This is a genomic window from Bradyrhizobium sp. 33ap4, assembly GCF_032654765.1.
GTDB classification, from domain to species: domain Bacteria; phylum Pseudomonadota; class Alphaproteobacteria; order Rhizobiales; family Xanthobacteraceae; genus Bradyrhizobium; species Bradyrhizobium australafricanum.
This window is the reverse complement of record NZ_JAUMTJ010000107.1, coordinates 1-16,054: the sequence shown is the minus strand read 5'-3', so window position 1 is coordinate 16,054 and position 16,054 is coordinate 1. Positions and strand designations below refer to the sequence as shown.

The window sequence follows — 16,054 nt, the reverse complement described above, 5'->3', positions numbered from 1 at the left end:
ACCGCCCGAAATTACCTGGCCGTCGTTACTCTCGCAGCCATCGTCTTATGGATGCGATAAATGTCCACACCACCTAGAGCGTTTTCGAGTGGGAACCGGTTCGCGTGAAGAGGCGCGTCAAGACAACGATCCAGCAATCCGCTTCGGCCGCCGGTGTGGCGATCAATCGAGATCTTCGCTGGGCATGTTACGCAGATCGCGCACGACATAGAGGAACACGACGAGCGAAGGCACCCACGCGAGTATCGCTCCTACCAGCATCGCATCGACCGTCGTCATGTGAGACTCCTTGCGCGTTGTTGGCCAACGTCGTCAGATCGGCTTTTTCGATGGGGCGCCGGTTCTGGGGAAGGGATACAGCCACTTCCAATAGGCCTTGTTGCGCTCCAGCTGCCGCTTGTGGATCTCGCGACACTTCGTCGAGCAAAACTGCTCAAAATACCAATTATGCCGGATCAGCCCGAAAGGCCGCTTGCAGGCCGGATTTCCGCAACGAGCTGTCATGACGCTGCCTCCGCATTCGCGCGCCAAAGCCAGCGGATGAAGTCCTCCTGGCCTTTGTAGAGGCAGAGGCGTCCGCAGTAGCGTTCGCCCGCCGGATTTCGCAAACAGATGATCTTGGGCTCTTCGCTGTCACACTGGGCGCAGCGCGGTTCCGCACGCATGGCGACCTCCCTCCGAGGAATTGCCATTTGCCAATCAAAATGTCTGGTGCTGTCCTCGCCGTCGATCTTCCCGAAGGACGACGATGCGAAATCTCGCGCCGCCGCCGTCCATGCGCAACTTGTCCAGATGTTTTGTGGCATCATCCTTGCGTATAGCCGGCCTGGTGATGGCTGATCCAACTCACGCACCCGGCGCCGCGCTGTGCTGCCTGAGGGCGGTATCGAGGCATTTGATCAGGACGTCCCCGTCGCAGGGCTTGCTCAGAAAGCAGATCGCTCCAGCCTTCAGCGCCCGGACGCGATCGCTTTCGACCGAGAACGCCGTGACGAAAATGAACGGAAAGCGGTGTCCGCTGGCAATGAGGTGGCTCTGCAGGTCGAGCCCGCTCATGGCCGGCATCCTGACATCCGCGATCACACAGGATGTGTCATTCAGGCGGGGCGAGTGCAAAAATTCCTCGGCCGACGCGTAGGTCTCGACCGCGTAGCCTAGCGACCTGACGAGATTGTCGGTCGCGGTGCGAACCGACATGTCATCGTCGATGATTGATATCACTGGCGGGTTGGGCAAGGAGGTTATCCCGGGCCGGAAGGGCCTCTGGCGTGTGCATCATGTGGGGACCACAGTGCGTCGCCAATCGGGGCCGGAGAATCATACTTAGGTTTGCGCCCCGCCGGCTGCCGGTCCGATCTGGAGCATCTGTGCCATCCTGACCAGATCGGGTAACGACTTTGCCGCCATTTTCCGCATGATGTGCCCGCGGTGTATCTTCACTGTGATCTCGGCCACACCGATTTCGGCGGCGACCTGCTTGTTCATCAACCCCGCCGTGACGAGCGTCATCACCTGGCGTTCACGCGGCGTCAGGGTCGCGAAGGCGGCGCGCAGGTTGGCAAGAACCTTGGCCTCATCGCGACGACTCCTGTCGCGCTCGATCGCCGTCGTGACGGCATCCAGCATGTCCTGATCGCGGAATGGCTTGGTCAGGAAGTCCACAGCGCCGGCCTTCATGGCCCTGACCGTCATCGGGATATCGCCGTGGCCGGTCATGAAGATGATCGGAATATCGATGCCCGCCTTCGCCAGCTCCCCCTGAAAGTCGAGGCCGCTGAGCCGGGGCAGCCGGATGTCGAGGATCAGGCAGCTCGGGACATCCGGAGGCTTGCGCTGCAGAAATTCATGGGCCGAGCCGAATGCTGCGGTCCGCAAGCCGACGGACCGGAACAGATTGCTCAGCGCGTCCCGCACGGATGCGTCGTCGTCGACGACGAAGACGATGGGATCCTCGGCGTTTGCCAGACCAGAAGGCGATGCCGCGCGCCCGGTCACCATGCATGATCCTCTTCGTGCAGTGGCAAGGTGAACTGGAATGTCGCGCCGGGGCCGCTATTTCCGGTCACGGACAGGCGGCCTCGGTGGGCTTCGACGATCGATCGGCAGATCGACAGCCCCATTCCCATGCCGCTGGCCTTGGTGGTGTAGAACGCGTCGAACAGCCGTTCGGCATTCTCGGTCGCGATTCCGACGCCGCAGTCGGTGACCGTGACCACGATCTGCCCGGCCTCGTCATGGCGCGTCCGGATTACGAGTTCCCGCGGCCGGTCCGTGACCGGCTGCATGGCCTCGATACCATTGAGGACCAGGTTGAGGATGACCTGCTGCAGCTGGATACGGTCGGCGACGACAGACGGGAGCGCGGGAGCGAGGTCGAGCTGCAAGGATACCAGGTGACGCTGCAGTTCATGCTGCACCAGCCCGATCACCTGGTTGATGACTTCATTGACGTCGAGTGGCGCCTTCTGATCGGTCGTCTTGTTCACCATCGCGCGGACGCGCTGGATGACCTCGCCCGCCCGGTTGCCGTCGCTGATGATCGACCTGACCGCGCCGCGAGCTTCGTTCAGATCGGGGGCCGCCCGGTTGAGCCACCGCAGGCATGCCGCGGCATTGGTGACCACGGCGGCAAGCGGCTGGTTCACTTCATGGGCGATCGATGCGGCGAGCTCGCCGAGCGCCGTCACGCGCGTGACGTGTGCGAGGTTGGTCTGCGCTTCGTGCAACTCCGCCTCGGCTCGCTTGCGGGCGGTCACGTCGGTGACCGCTCCGATGAATTCGGTGTCGCCCGAAAGATTCGTCACCGCATGCGCCCTGGCGTGAACAAATTTGATCGCCCCATTGGGCATCAGCAATCGGTAGCCGTGTTCGAAGTCCTTGCCGTCGAGCGAGGCGCGGTCGATGGTCCGTTGCACGCGGGCGCGATCATCCGGATGGACGCGCTGCAGGACCGTGGCATGTGTGATGGAAGGAGCCCTGTCGAATTCGAAGATCCTGAACGTCTCTTCCGACCAGATGATCTCGCCGCTGGCGACGTGCCAGCCGAAGCTGCCGGTGTGGCTCAATCGCTGGGCTTCGGTCAGGTACATTTCACTCTGCTGCAGCGCATTTTCGGCGTGCTTGCGCTCGGTGATGTCCTCGCATGCGATCAGCACGATCGGCTGATCGCCCAGCCGCCGCACCGCCTTGGCGTTTTCACGAACCCAAATCCGTGAACCGTCCTTGCGGACCTTCCGGATTTCCCAATTGTGGGTCTGGCCGATGTTGTCGAGGCATGCCGCGACGTTGCGCTGCACCATGTCCCGGTCTTCGGCGGCAAAGACCCGCAGCACCGATTGTCCAAGCAGTTCGTCGACGGTGTAGCCGAGCTGCGCCGCGCCGAACGTGTTGACCGACAGCACGAGTCCCGTTGCGTCGACCATGAAGTACATGACCGGGTTGTGCTCGAATACCTCCTTCCATTGCGCTTCGCTGTTGCGCAGCGCCTCCATCGCGCGCTCCTCGCTGCTGGCTCGGCCGCGCAACATGGCTTCCATCCGCCTTTGCGAACGGCCCACCAGGCGGATCATCAGCAATGCGGCGGTCAGCGACGCGACGAGCAGCGCCAGGGCAACCAGATGGGCGGAAGCTGCCGGCTGCGGACCTAGCAACAGCCCGATGCAGGTTGTCGCCAAGGCCAGCACCATGCCGCCGAGCAGCCATTGCTCGGCCGACCAGGACTTCGTGGTCGGGTCGCGGATCATCGGCAGCCCAGCACTTGGCCATCATCATGGGCCGCGCTGCGTCGCTAGGTGACTGCTACCATCAGCGGCGACAACGTCGCCCTCCCAATAGACTGTATATTAGCAGCTTTCTTGCCGCCCGGGCGGGATGACGCCGGCCTTTTTGGCGGTCCACGCCCGTGGGATCGCGCAGAAAGCGAAGCCGTTGAGCGCGCTCAGGTCCAGGTTGCGACCTAAACTCAAGTATGAGTCGTCCCCACCGAATGTAACGGTCGGATCAACCTCCGTTCAATGGCCCGTTCCATCCCGGTGACTACGCTTATTGGGTGACTCGACGACGGCAGAGATTTCCGGGGTTCAGCAATCGCCAATCAGTGACGGAGATTGAAATGCCCAGCGCGCGCCTGCATCTGATCGTTTGCTCCGACGACGTCGACCACGAGGCAAGGCCTCAGAGACGCGATCGCAGCTTCCAGCCTTCCGTTATCGTTGGTGGCAGGCAAACAGCAAGCACGCTGACCGACAACCCGTGGATCGATCTGCTGGACGCATTCGATCTGGGCGTGGTGGTCTGTCAGGCCAGCTACCTGGCCTTGCTGGGAGCGAGCCTGGCGGCGCTGCAGCCGCAATTCGACGCGCCAGACTCAGGGCGGTAGCCGGCCCTGAATTCCAAGTCCGGCAGGCTGCCGGGACCGAAGCGCTGGCTGCTCGCGCCTGGGTCGCGCAAGACGGGTCCGATCACAGCCTCCGTGAGAGCCCGGAATCCATTCCCCGCCTAGCCCCGGCCCTGATGGATTCCGGGCTCAGTTCTGCAGACGCCCTCGGCTGCGCAATGGCGCACCGCAATGATGGGCGGAGCAGGTCGACGGCGCGGCTCCCGCGCCAGGCTCCCGACGGCGGCAAATTGCAGCAATGTTTTCGAAAGATGCCCGGTTCGCTTTAGCCGCTTTTGAAGCACCTGATTATTGGATCTGTCCGGCAACGGCATCGCTCTGCAGAGCTGTGCGTTGGTTCGCGCACTGACAGATCAGGGGCCGGTCATTATGAATCAGGCACAGCAGCACAAGCCGCCTCCCGAAGACAATAATTCCGTCACCAGGAATGAGGCCGACGGCGCACGGGGATTGCAGCGCGATCTGCAGGAACGGCTGCAGCCGGAGCATGACGAGCCGGCCAGCGATAGCGCTCCCCATCCCGAAGCGCCCGCAGGCTCAAGCCGGATGGTTCGCCGCCTGCTCAAGGTCGGCATTGGCCTTGCCATCGTCACCGTCTTCGGATGGCTGCCGCTCAGGGCTGTGTTGCAGACCTCGAGCGTGGAGGCCGTGGTCAACGCCAGGATCGTGACCTTGCGCTCACCGATCGACGGCACCGTGAGCGCGAAGCCGCAGAAATCCACGCAGCTCAGCGTGGTTCACGAGGGCGATGCGATCCTTCACGTCGTTAACGCACGCGGCGATCGCGCCCGGCTCGATGATCTCCGGCGACAGATGTCGCGGTTGGAAAATGAGCGCCCGAGTCTGGCCGCCAAGCTTGCGGCCGCCGAGACGGCGCAACAGGATCTTGCCCGCCAGGCCGGCCAGTTCCGTGACGGCCGCATCCTTCAGCTCGAGGCCCGGATCGCCGAAATCCAGACCGCGATCGAGGCCGCCGCCGCACGGCGGGAGGAGGCCGTGGCCGCCGTCGAGCGGGCGTCGTCGCTGATCAAGTCGGGCAGCGTGTCGACGGTCGAAATGGCCCGCCTGACGCGCGAGCAGGCGATCTCGCAGCAGACCGAAATCGGCGCTCGACGGCGTCTCGACGCCGCCAAGGTCGAGCTCACCGCGGCAAGGAATGGCACTTATCTCGGCGACAGCTACAATGACCGGCCGAGCTCCGTGCAGCGCGAAGAGGAGATGCGCCAGCGCGTGAGCGATCTGCGCGCCGATCTGGCGCATGCCGACGCCGAGATCGACTGGCTGACCCACGAGATCGCAGCCGAGCAGCTGCACTACGTCAACCGGGCGGAAGCCGACATCAAGGCGCCGGTCGGCGGGCGCATCTGGGAGATGATGACGTCGCCCGGCGAGGACGTCAGGGCCGGGCAGCCCTTGCTCAAGCTGCTCGATTGCAGCGGCGCGGTGGTCACGGCGAACGTCACCGAGAGCGTCTACAACGGACTGAAACTCGGCGAGCAGGCGAGCTTCGAGCCGAATGACGGCAGCGCCGCGCTGCAGGGCGAGATCGTCAATCTCACCGGCGCGTCGGGCGCGCCCGCGAACCTTGCGATCAATCCGGATGCGCTGAACAAGGAACCCTATCGGGTCACGGTCTCGATGCCGGCGCTCGATACCACGGGCAAGGATTGCGCGGTCGGCCGCACCGGGCGCGTGGTGTTCAACGCGGACCTGGCAAAGTCATGATGGCGGCATTTGCGCCCGGGCTGGTCGCCTTGGGCGCCTGCCTTGCCATCCTGCCCCTGCTCCGCCGCGAGCAGACCCTGGCCCGCGTCATGATGACCGGCATGTCGTTCGTCCTGCTGGTCCACTATTTCGCGTGGCGGGTGACCCACACCCTGCCGCCTCCAGGCCTCACCGCCGACGCGCTGGTCGGCTATCCCTTCATGCTGGCCGAGGCGGCCTCGATGATCGCGGTGTGCCTGTCGCTACTGTTCCTCAGCCGCACGATCGACCGTTCGCCTGAGGTCAATGCGATCCTGCGCCGATCGAGGTTGCCCGCAAACGCGCCGCTCGTCGACGTCTTCATCTGCACCTACAACGAGGAGAAAGCGATCCTGGAGCGCACCATCATCGGCGCGACCGGGCTGAACTATCCGAACTACCGCGTCTGGGTGCTCGACGACGGGCGGCGGCTCTGGCTGCGCCGGCTCGCCCAGGAGCTCGGCTGCAACTATCTGGCCCGCCCGGACAACCGCCACGCCAAGGCCGGCAACATCAATCATGCGCTCCAGCACGTTTCCGGGCTGGCTGAGCGGCCGGAGTTCATCTCGATCCTCGATGCGGATTTTGTCCCGATGCCGGATTTCCTGACCCGGGCGATGAGCCTGATGCAGGACGGCAGCGTCGGCGTCGTGCAGACGCCGCAGCACTTCATCAACCCTGATCCGATCCAGACCAATCTCGCGGCGACCGATGTGTGGCCCGACGAGCAGCGCTTCTTCTTCGATATTTTGATGCCGGCCAAGGATGCCTGGGACACGGCGTTCTGCTGCGGCACCTCATCGTTGATCCGCTTCTCCGGCCTGATGCAGATCGGCGGCTTCCCGACCGATTCGGTGACGGAGGATTACCTCGTCACACTGCGGCTGAAGGAGAAGGGACTGCGCACGGTCTATCTGAACGAGCGCCTGACCATCGGACTCGCGCCGGAGGGACTGAAGGAATACATCACGCAGCGCGGACGCTGGTGTCTCGGCTTCATGCAGATCTTCCGCGGCCGCAGCGGGCCGTTCTCGCGGCAATCGAAGCTCGCCTTCATGGACCGGCTGTCGCTGGTCGACGCCTTCATGAGCTGGGCGGCGGTCTACGGCACCAAGGTGTTCGGCCTGGTCGTGCCGTGGCTTTATCTGCTGTTCGGGATCAAGGCGGTCCATGCCGACCTGTTCGAGCTGCTAAAATATTTCCTGCCGTTCTATGTCTGGCACGCCTTCACGATGGCCTGGATTTCGCGCGGCCGCTCGCTCGCGATCATGACCGACGTGTCGCAATACATCGCGGCGCCCGCGGTGCTGAAGGCGGTCGTGACCGGCCTCGCCAGGCCGCAGGGCCACAAATTCAAGGTGACGGCCAAGGGCGGCGACCGCAACCGCCGCTTCATCGAGTGGCCGCTGCTGCGGCTCTACGGTGCCGCCCTGCTGATCACGCTGTTTGCGATCGCCTACGCCTTCATCCTGCATCTGCGCGGCGAAAACATCGCCTATGGCGGGCTGGCGCTGGCCTGGAGCCTGTACAATTGCGTCGTGCTCGCGATCGTGTGCTTCATCTGCATCGAGCAGCCGCGGCGCCGCAAGGCCGAGCGGTTCGAGCGCGACGAGCCGATCCTGATCCATCAGGACAGCGAGATGCGGCTGATCCGGATGGCCGACATCTCGATCTCCGGTGCGCGCTTCATCGATCCCGTCCCGCCCGCCATCGGTTCCTTGATCAAATGCAATGTCTACGGACAGAACGTCGCCGCGACTGTGGTCCGGCGCACCCGCGACGGCTTCGGCGTCCGCTTCGAGGACGCGGTCGCGACCCGGGTCAATGTCGTGCGCGCATTCTATGCCGGCGAATATGTCCGCGCTTTCCAAGGCGTGCGCGCCGCGCCGGTCGGCAAGGCCCTGCTGATGCGGCTGTTCGGCTAAGGCACGGTGAGATTAGGTCGAATGGCGGCCGCGAAGGCGGTGCGCCCGCTCCCCGAAAGGGCGGGGCTATCGCAGGCCATCGGCCGTGACGACGTGGAAGCGTTAAAGAAGGACGCAAATGACATTTGCACCCAGGGGTGAGTGTGCATCTGCGCAATTTCGGATTATTGGAAGAGTATCCCTGAGTTGCCCGACGCGTCAAGTAGCCTGGTCGAACGCTGTCAGTAGCTCGTGATCTGTCGCCTGTTTGTAGCTCGTGAAGTGTCGTGTTTTCGGTGCTCCGGAACAAGGGGGGCACGATGGGCACGGCATCCATTCACGAGGGTGTACGACGGATGCGGTTTTCAGATTTGCTGGATCGGACGGAGGCGAAGGAACTGACGCAGGAGGCAGCTTCGGAGGTTCTTGGGATCAGTGTTCGGACGTTTCAACGCTGGGCGGAGCGCTATGAGGCGGAGGGCGACGACGGGCTTGTCGACCGCCGGCTGGGGCGTCGTTCGCCACGGCGGGCGCCGGAGGAGGAGCTGGAACGGATGCTTGCGCTGTACCGGGACAAGTACGCGGACTTCACGGTGAAGCACTTCCACGAGCAGATGCAAAAGCGGCACGACTATGTGCTGGGCTATACGGTGACGAAGCTGGCGCTGCACGCGGCGGGGCTGGTGCGGAAGGCACCGAAGCGTTCGGCGCACCGCAAGAAGCGGCCGCGGCGGCCGCTTCGGGGCATGCTGCTGCACCAGGACGGATCGCGCCACGTTTGGATCGAAGGCCTGCCCGCGAGGGACCTGATCGTCACGATGGACGATGCGACCAGCGAGGTCTACTCGATGGTGCTGGTCGAGGAAGAAGGAACGGCCTCGACCTTCCAGGCCCTGCGCGAAGTGATTGGCGAGCATGGCCTGTTCTGCGCGCTCTACACCGACCGCGGCAGCCATTATTTCCTGACCCCAAAAGCTGGCGAGAAGATCTCGAAGACGCAACAAACCCAGGTGGGACGGGCTTTGTCGCATCTTGGGATCGAGCATATCGCAGCCTATTCGCCGCAGGCGCGCGGGCGCTCCGAGCGGGTGTTCGGCACCTTGCAGGACCGGCTGCCGAAGGAGCTGCGGCTTGCCGGGATCACGACGGTTGAGGCTGCCAACGCGTGGCTGAAGGCGCATTACATCCCCGGGCACAACGCCGCGTTTGCGATCAAGCCCGAACAGGAAGGCACGGCATTCGTGGCCGACCGGCATGAGGCCTGGCGCGAGGCGCTGATCGAGGAGCGAACCGTCGCCAACGACAATACCGTTGCATGGAACGGTCGGCGGCTGCAGTTGCCGGAGAGCCGGCTCAGGCCTCACTTCGTCAAGGCTGTGGTGCGGCTCCATGAGTATCCCGATGGCACCGTCAGCGTGTTCCTTGGACCGCATCGATTGGCGAGGTTTGCGCCTGACGGACAGCAGATCAGCCCCGACGCGCTTCAGCCTGGCGGCGTGCTCGGAGCCGTCAAGGACAAGCCCTGGCGGGCGCGCAAGCGCGCGTCCTTGACCGCTCCTGCGCGCGCCGCCGTCAAGATCGTGCGGGTCGGGGCGGAGAAACGGGCTTCAAGTCGAACAAAGAAACTGACAAAGTCCCCACCAACAATATCCCTGGCATGACCAAATCGGCCGAGCCGTCCGCGCCTTCCGGCCACGCCGATAATCAACAACGAAGGCGACAGATCACGAGCTACAAAAACACGACATCTTCACCCGCTACGGACAGTAGCCTGGTCGAACGCCAGCCACTGCCGGCTACTTTGCATGGGGTTGTTTTCGATATTTTGGCAACGCGCCTCCCCAGCAAAGGCAGGGCAATCGCAATGGCTCCAGCACCGCTGTTCCCGCGCCGTCATGGCCAGGCTTGTCCCGGCCACCCACGCCTTTTCGCGAAACCAAGACGCGGATGCCTGGCACAAGGCCGGGCATGACGAGTTTGTGGAGCTATCGAGCCGATATGCGATTGCCCTACCCGCAAGCGGGAGAGGTGCAGCCAGCGTGGCGCGAGACCGATCCAGCCTGACTTCATCAGGCTCTGGTGCGGCGTTTCACGCCGCCGGCTTCGCCGCCTGGTCCTCGCTCGCCAGCAGATGCAGCAGCGCGCTCTTGATCGCGGCCTGCCGGGTCGGTGCCGTGATCTGGGCGCCGAGCAGGTCGGTGACGTAGAACACGTCGCGGGCGCGTTCGCCGAAGGTCGCGACATGCGCCGAGGCGATGTTGAGGTTGAGCTTCGAGATCGCGGTGGTGAGCTGGTAGAGCAGGCCGGGCCGGTCGAGGCCGGAGACCTCGATCACGGTGTAGCGGTCGGACCACTGGTTGTTGATAGTCACCTCGGGCTCGACGATGAACGGCCGCGCCTTGCTGCGGACGGTGCGCTTGGCGACCGCCTCGGGCAGCCGCAGCTTGCCTTCCAGCACGTGCTCGATCATCTCGCCAATTCTGGTGGCGCGGCGGCCCTCGTCCTCGTCGCGGTCGTATTCGCGCGAGATCGAGATGGTGTCGAGCGCGCGGCCGTCGGTCGTGGTGTAGATCTGGGCGTCGACGATGTTGGCGCCGGCCGACGCGCAGGCACCTGCGATGATCGACAGCAGCCAGGGATGGTCGGTTGCCAGGATCGTCAGCTCGGTGACGGCGCGGACCTCATCGAAGCCGACATTGATCGCAAGCTTGTGGCCGGCCTGCTCGCTGGCGCGGATGAAGCGGGCCTGGCGGATCTTGCGTGCCAGCTCGACCTTGAGCCAGTAGGCCGGATAATGCCGGCCGATATAGGCGTTGAGCTCCGCCTCCGGCCATTCGGTGAAAGCACGGCGGAATTCGGCTTGTGCCACCGCGATGCGCTGGGCGCGGTTGACCTCGGAGAAGCCGCCGGTCAGCACCGGTTCGGTCTCGTAATACAGCGTGCGCAACAGCTGCGCCTTCCAGCCGTTCCACACGCCCGGTCCGACGCCGCGGATGTCGGCGGTGGTCAGGATCGTGAGCAGCTTCATCTGCTCGACCGACTGCACCACGGCGGCGAAATTCTCGATGGTCTTGCGGTCCGACAGGTCGCGCGATTGCGCCACCGTCGACATCGTCAAATGCTCCTCGATCAGCCACGCCACCAGTTCGGTGTCGGCCGCCGAGAAGCCGAGCCGCGGACACAGCCGCCGCGCCACCTTGGCGCCGGCGATCGAATGGTCTTCCGGCCGGCCCTTGGCGATGTCGTGCAGCAGCGTCGCGATATAGATCACCGGGCGGTGCTCGGGGCGGATCTTGCGGAACAGGTCGCTGGCGACCGTGAACTCCTCGTTGCCGCCGCGTTCGATGTCCTGCAGGTAGCCGATGCAGCGGAGCAGATGCTCGTCCACCGTGTAGTGGTGGTACATGTTGAACTGCATCATCGACACGATCTTGCCGAAGGCGCGGATGAAGTGGCCGAGCACGCCGGTCTCGTTCATCCGCCGCAGCACGATCTCCGCATTGTCGGAGGTCAGGATCTCCATGAACAGGCGGTTGGCTTCATCGTTCTCGCGCAGCTGGGTGTTGATCAGCTTCAGCGAGCGCGTCACCGTGCGCATCGCATCGGGATGGAAGGCGAGGTTGTTCTGCTGCGCAAGGCGGAAGATCCGGATCAGGTTGACCGGATCGTGCTTGAAGACGTCGGGCGCGGCGAGATTGATGCGGTTGTTGTCGACGATGAAGTCGTCGCTGCCGTTAACCCGCCGCCGCTTGGTGCCGGGCCGCAGCCGCGCCACCATCCGGCTCAGCACCGGCGCCGGCTTGTTGTGCTCTTCCTCGAGCTTGGCGCACAGGATCGCGGTGAGGTCGCCGACGTCTTTCGCGATCAGGAAGTAATGCTTCATGAAGCGCTCGACGTCCTGCATGCCGGGATGCGAGGTGTAGCCGAGGCGGACCGCGATTTCGCGCTGCATGTCGAATGACAGCCGTTCCTCGGCGCGTCCGGCGAAGAAGTGCAGATTGCAGCGCACCGACCACAGGAAGTCGGCGCAGCGGCGGAAGGTGCGGTATTCCTGCGCGTCGAACACGCCGCGTTCCAGCAGCTCGTCAGTCTCGCGCACGCGGTAGACGTATTTGGCGATCCAGAACAGCGTGTGCAGGTCGCGCAGGCCGCCCTTGCCGTCCTTGACGTTGGGCTCGACCAGATAGCGCGACTGGCCGGCGCGGCGATGCCGCTCCTCGCGCTCGGCAAGCTTGGCGGTGACGAATTCCGACGCGGTGCCCTGCACCACCTCCTTGTCGAAGCGCTCGACCAGCTCGTCATAAAGCGGCTGGTCGCCGGTCAGGAATCTGGTCTCCAGGATCGCGGTGCGGATCGTCATGTCGCCGCGCGCCTGGCGGATCGATTCATCGACCGAACGCGTGGCATGGCCGACCTTCAGCCCCATGTCCCAGAGGCAATAGAGAATGGCTTCAGCGACCTGTTCGCCCCAGGCGGTCTGCTTGTAGGGCAGGATGAACAACAGATCGATGTCGGACTCCGGCGCCATCAGCCCGCGGCCATAGCCGCCGGTCGCCACCACGGCCATGCGTTCGGCGCCCGAGGGGATCGGCGAGTGATAGAGGTGGCGGGTCGCCGCCGCGTAGAGGATGCGGATGATCTCGTCTTGCACGAAGCAGAGCCGTTCGGCGCAGCGCCGGCCGTGACGGTCCTTGAGCAGCAGCGCCTGCGCCGTGGCGCGCGCAGCGATCAGCTCGGCCTTGAGCAGCTGCGCCATCGCGGCGCGGAACTGGTCCTCGCGGCCGGCATGCCGTTCGGCAAGTGCATTCACCGCCGCGGTGATCCGCTCGGTCTCGAAACGATCATCCGCTTCAGGGCGGGCCTCGGCTACGACGCTGTCCATAGGTTCATCCGATATCGGACGGAGCCGTTGCTGTCACTGACCAAAGTATAACGACAGCAGCTCCATGCTCTCATGGCGGCGCTTCGAGCAAGATCGTTCTCGCGCCATCCCGTAAAGGGTAGAGATTTTCTCGTTGACCGCAAGGCTAACTCATTGAAATAAAAGATTGTTTCTTAAAACTGATCGAGGGGGTCGACGAATGCAAAAATTTTCCCGGCGCACGTTCGCTGCGCTGCTCGCGGTCTCGACCTTGCTGCCCGGCGCGGCGCGCGCCGCCGACGCGCTGAAGGAGATCCGGATCGACTGGGCGACCTACAATCCGGTGTCGATGGTCCTGAAGCAGAAGGGCCTCCTGGAAAAGGAATTCGCCAAGGACGGCATCAGCATCGTCTGGGTGCAGTCGGCCGGCTCCAACAAGGCGCTCGAATTCCTCAACGCCGGTTCGATCGATCTCGGCTCGACCGCGGGTTCGGCGGCGCTGGTCGCGAAGATCAACGGCAACCCGATCAAGTCGATCTATGTCTATTCGCGTCCCGAATGGACCGCACTGGTCACGACCAAGGACTCCAGGATCGCGTCCGTCGCCGACCTCAAGGGCAAGCGCGTCGCGGTGACGCGTGGCACCGATCCGCACATCTTCCTGGTTCGTGCGCTGCTCGGCGCCGGTCTCACCGAAAAGGACATCATGCCGGTGCTGTTGCAGCACGCCGACGGCAAGACCGCGTTGATCCGCGGCGACGTCGACGCCTGGGCCGGTCTCGATCCGATGATGGCGCAGGCGGAGGTCGAGGACGGCGCAAAGCTGTTCTACCGCAAGGCGGAAGCCAACACCTGGGGCATCCTCAATGTGCGCGAGGAGTTCCTGAAGGCGCATCCGGATATCGTCCGCCGCGTGCTCGCGACGTACGAGGAAGCGCGGAAATATTCGCTGGCCAACTATGACGAGCTGAAGAAGACCTTCATCGCCGTCACCAAGCTGCCGGACGCCGTGGTCGACAAGCAGCTCAAGGAGCGCACCGAGCTGACCCACAGCCGGATCGGCAGTGCCCAGCGCGAATCGATCCTCGCCGCCGGCCTCGCCTTGCAGCAGGCGGGCGTGATCGACGCCAAGACCAACGTCAAGGCCGCGCTGGATTCCTTGGTCGACGATCAGGTCCCGCTGCCCACCAACTAACCGCTGTCGTTAAACTAACCTCCGTCGTCAAACTAACCTTCGTCGTCCCGGGCAAGCGAAGCGCGACCCGAGACCCATAACCACAGGGCTCTATTGTTGGACAAGGCTGTGGCCCCAGCTCGCTTGATTACCACGCCCTGTGGTTATGGGCCCCGGCCTTCGCCGGGACGACGTGGATGGAGTTAGGCGCGCTCCGCCTTGCAATCCCGCCGGAAGAATAGTTGTTGCTATGGCCATGACCGTTGACCTGCCCGCGCTGGAACAGACGGCCCCGCCCGGTGCACCTGGGCGGTGGTCACGCTATGCGCGCCCGGTGCTCGGGCTCGTGCTGCCGATTGCGCTGGCGCTGGGCTGGGAACTCGTCGTCTCTCTCGGCTATTCCAACGGCCGCCTGGTGCCGCCTCCGTCAAAGGTGTTCGAGACCATCGTCGAGCTCGCCAAGAGCGGAGAGCTGTCGCGCCATATCCTCGCGACGCTGTGGCGCGTGGGCGCGGGCTTTGCGCTCGGTGTCGTCGCCGGGACCATCATGGGCGCGATCTCCGGCTATTGGGATTTCGCCAAGCGGCTGCTCGATCCGACGGTGCAGGCGCTGCGCGCGATCCCCTCGCTCGCCTGGGTGCCGCTGTTCGTGCTCTGGCTCGGCATTTTCGAGACCTCGAAGGTCGCGCTGATTGCGGTCGGCGTGTTCTTTCCGATCTATCTCGGCGTGATGGGCGCAATCCTGTCGGTCGATCGCAAGATCGTCGAGGTCGGGCGCGTGTTCCGCCTCTCCGGACCCGCCATGATCCGCCGCATCCTGTTGCCCGCCGTGCTGCCGGCCTATGTGGTGGCGCTGCGGGTCGGGCTCGGTTTGGGGTGGATGTTCGTGGTCGCGGCCGAATTGATCGGCGCGTCCGAAGGCCTCGGCTATCTGCTGCTCGACGGCCAGCAGCTCGGCAAGCCGGCGCAGATCCTCGCCGCGATCGTGATCTTCGCGATTCTCGGCAAGCTCACCGACTGGCTGATCGAGGTCGCCGCCGCACCGCTGCTGCGCTGGCAGGACGCGTTCGGCGCGCGGGGAGGGCAGTAATGCTGGCGCTCAAAGCAGTCGGCAAGACCTATCCGAACGGCGTCCACGCGCTGGAGCGGTTCTCGGCCGAGATTGCGCCCGGCGAGATCATCGCGATCATCGGCGGCTCCGGTTGCGGCAAGTCGACGCTGCTGCGCGCCATCGCCGGCCTCGATCGCGCCAGCACGGGCAGCGTGACGCTCGACAATGCGGAGATCACCTCGCCGCACGCCAAGATCGGGATCATCTTCCAGGAGCCGCGGCTGCTGCCCTGGCTCAGCGTCGCCGACAATATCGGCTTCGGCCTCGCCGACCTTCCGGCCGAGGCGAGGCGCGCGCGCGTCGTGGCGGCGCTCGCCCGCGTCGGCCTTGCCGACAAGGCCGCGGCCTGGCCGCGCGAATTGTCCGGCGGCCAGGCGCAGCGGGTCGCGATAGCCCGCGCGCTGGTGCCGCAGCCCGAAGTGCTGCTGCTCGACGAGCCGTTCTCGGCGCTCGATGCCTTCACGCGGCGCGATCTGCAGGATCATCTGCTCGATCTGTGGGCCGACACGCGGCCGACCCTGATCCTGGTCACCCACGACGTGGACGAGGCCGTGGTGCTCGCCGACCGCGTGCTGGTGATGCGGCCGCGGCCGGGCCGGCTGTTCGAGGAGATTACCATCAACCTGGCGCGGCCGCGCGACCGCAAATCGGAGCTGTTCGACACCTTCAAGCGCCGCGTGCTGACCGCGCTCGACCGCTCGCTCGACCGTTCGGTGCGGGACGTCACCGACAAATCCAGCGCCGGCGAGGCGATGTGGTGGTGACATCCGCTCCTTAAGGCCTTACATCGGCTAGGTGGTGTGGACTCTAAGGATTCCCTTTTGAGAGCAAATCAGATTCAAGGCTTCTTTTTGGGAGGCGGCCT

12 protein-coding genes are annotated in these 16,054 nt (G+C 64.4%); 7 read left to right on the top strand and 5 right to left on the bottom strand.

Translation table 11 applies throughout. From position 1 onward, the window contains the following. Positions 1-500 precede the first annotated feature (500 nt). The 4 genes from Q2M23_RS41905 to Q2M23_RS41890 all read right to left on the bottom strand — a co-directional run bounded on the left by Q2M23_RS41905 (position 501) and on the right by Q2M23_RS41890 (position 3,743). Positions 501-806 carry a hypothetical protein gene (locus tag Q2M23_RS41905; RefSeq protein ID WP_168858260.1) on the bottom strand — a complete coding sequence of 102 codons (306 nt, stop codon included), beginning with the start codon at positions 804-806 and terminating at the stop codon, positions 501-503. A 40-nt stretch (positions 807-846) separates the two neighbouring features. Continuing rightward, positions 847-1,221 carry a response regulator transcription factor gene (locus Q2M23_RS41900; protein ID WP_076824638.1) on the bottom strand — a complete coding sequence of 125 codons (375 nt, stop codon included), beginning with the start codon at positions 1,219-1,221 and terminating at the stop codon, positions 847-849. A 102-nt stretch (positions 1,222-1,323) separates the two neighbouring features. Beyond that, complete coding sequence (locus tag Q2M23_RS41895; protein ID WP_076824640.1) at positions 1,324-1,998, bottom strand: response regulator transcription factor; 675 nt, start codon at positions 1,996-1,998, stop codon at positions 1,324-1,326. Next, positions 1,992-3,743: a PAS domain S-box protein gene (locus tag Q2M23_RS41890; RefSeq protein ID WP_316399243.1), complete on the bottom strand. Its 1,752-nt coding sequence runs from the start codon at positions 3,741-3,743 to the stop codon at positions 1,992-1,994. The genes Q2M23_RS41895 and Q2M23_RS41890 overlap by 7 nt, the downstream gene beginning before the upstream one ends. A gap of 368 nt (positions 3,744-4,111) precedes the next feature. Here Q2M23_RS41890 and Q2M23_RS41885 point away from each other — a divergent pair, with 368 nt between their 5' ends. The 4 genes from Q2M23_RS41885 to Q2M23_RS41870 all read left to right on the top strand — a co-directional run bounded on the left by Q2M23_RS41885 (position 4,112) and on the right by Q2M23_RS41870 (position 9,704). After that, a complete protein-coding gene (locus tag Q2M23_RS41885; RefSeq protein ID WP_057015418.1) occupies positions 4,112-4,378 on the top strand; it encodes a hypothetical protein in 267 nt (88 codons plus the stop codon). Between the two features lie 387 nt (positions 4,379-4,765). Further along, positions 4,766-6,121, top strand: coding sequence for an HlyD family efflux transporter periplasmic adaptor subunit (locus Q2M23_RS41880; protein WP_316399240.1), 1,356 nt, complete (start codon positions 4,766-4,768; stop codon positions 6,119-6,121). Beyond that, on the top strand, positions 6,118-8,064 hold the full coding sequence (locus Q2M23_RS41875) for a glycosyltransferase (protein WP_316399238.1): 1,947 nt from the start codon (positions 6,118-6,120) through the stop codon (positions 8,062-8,064). The genes Q2M23_RS41880 and Q2M23_RS41875 overlap by 4 nt, the downstream gene beginning before the upstream one ends. A gap of 299 nt (positions 8,065-8,363) precedes the next feature. Further along, the gene (locus Q2M23_RS41870) at positions 8,364-9,704 is read left to right on the top strand and encodes an ISNCY family transposase (protein WP_316399236.1); all 1,341 of its coding nucleotides are present in this window, start codon (positions 8,364-8,366) and stop codon (positions 9,702-9,704) included. A 428-nt stretch (positions 9,705-10,132) separates the two neighbouring features. Here the strand turns inward: Q2M23_RS41870 and Q2M23_RS41865 are convergent, their stop codons facing one another. After that, complete coding sequence (locus Q2M23_RS41865; RefSeq protein ID WP_253588290.1) at positions 10,133-12,925, bottom strand: [protein-PII] uridylyltransferase; 2,793 nt, start codon at positions 12,923-12,925, stop codon at positions 10,133-10,135. 199 nt (positions 12,926-13,124) lie between these two features. Between Q2M23_RS41865 and Q2M23_RS41860 the strand changes: the two genes are divergently transcribed. The 3 genes from Q2M23_RS41860 (at position 13,125) to Q2M23_RS41850 (ending at position 15,953) form a co-directional block, all read left to right on the top strand. Beyond that, a complete protein-coding gene (locus tag Q2M23_RS41860; protein WP_316399235.1) occupies positions 13,125-14,099 on the top strand; it encodes an aliphatic sulfonate ABC transporter substrate-binding protein in 975 nt (324 codons plus the stop codon). A gap of 235 nt (positions 14,100-14,334) precedes the next feature. Further along, positions 14,335-15,168 (top strand): ABC transporter permease, encoded by an 834-nt coding sequence (locus Q2M23_RS41855; protein ID WP_076824755.1) that lies wholly within the window; start codon positions 14,335-14,337, stop codon positions 15,166-15,168. Further along, the gene (locus Q2M23_RS41850; protein WP_168858255.1) at positions 15,168-15,953 is read left to right on the top strand and encodes an ABC transporter ATP-binding protein; all 786 of its coding nucleotides are present in this window, start codon (positions 15,168-15,170) and stop codon (positions 15,951-15,953) included. The genes Q2M23_RS41855 and Q2M23_RS41850 overlap by 1 nt, the downstream gene beginning before the upstream one ends. Positions 15,954-16,054: the final 101 nt, after the last annotated feature.

What these genes read in the sequence shown, in the direction of transcription:
- Q2M23_RS41905 (WP_168858260.1), bottom strand. Translation starts at nt 806, where the DNA reads ATGCCACAAAACATCTGGACAAGTTGCGCATGGACGGCGGCGGCGCGA.
- Q2M23_RS41895 (WP_076824640.1), bottom strand. Translation starts at nt 1,998, where the DNA reads ATGGTGACCGGGCGCGCGGCATCGCCTTCTGGTCTGGCAAACGCCGAG.
- Q2M23_RS41890 (WP_316399243.1), bottom strand. Translation starts at nt 3,743, where the DNA reads ATGATCCGCGACCCGACCACGAAGTCCTGGTCGGCCGAGCAATGGCTG.
- Q2M23_RS41885 (WP_057015418.1), top strand. Translation starts at nt 4,112, where the DNA reads ATGCCCAGCGCGCGCCTGCATCTGATCGTTTGCTCCGACGACGTCGAC.
- Q2M23_RS41880 (WP_316399240.1), top strand. Translation starts at nt 4,766, where the DNA reads ATGAATCAGGCACAGCAGCACAAGCCGCCTCCCGAAGACAATAATTCC.
- Q2M23_RS41875 (WP_316399238.1), top strand. Translation starts at nt 6,118, where the DNA reads ATGATGGCGGCATTTGCGCCCGGGCTGGTCGCCTTGGGCGCCTGCCTT.
- Q2M23_RS41870 (WP_316399236.1), top strand. Translation starts at nt 8,364, where the DNA reads ATGGGCACGGCATCCATTCACGAGGGTGTACGACGGATGCGGTTTTCA.
- Q2M23_RS41865 (WP_253588290.1), bottom strand. Translation starts at nt 12,925, where the DNA reads ATGGACAGCGTCGTAGCCGAGGCCCGCCCTGAAGCGGATGATCGTTTC.
- Q2M23_RS41860 (WP_316399235.1), top strand. Translation starts at nt 13,125, where the DNA reads ATGCAAAAATTTTCCCGGCGCACGTTCGCTGCGCTGCTCGCGGTCTCG.
- Q2M23_RS41855 (WP_076824755.1), top strand. Translation starts at nt 14,335, where the DNA reads ATGACCGTTGACCTGCCCGCGCTGGAACAGACGGCCCCGCCCGGTGCA.
- Q2M23_RS41850 (WP_168858255.1), top strand. Translation starts at nt 15,168, where the DNA reads ATGCTGGCGCTCAAAGCAGTCGGCAAGACCTATCCGAACGGCGTCCAC.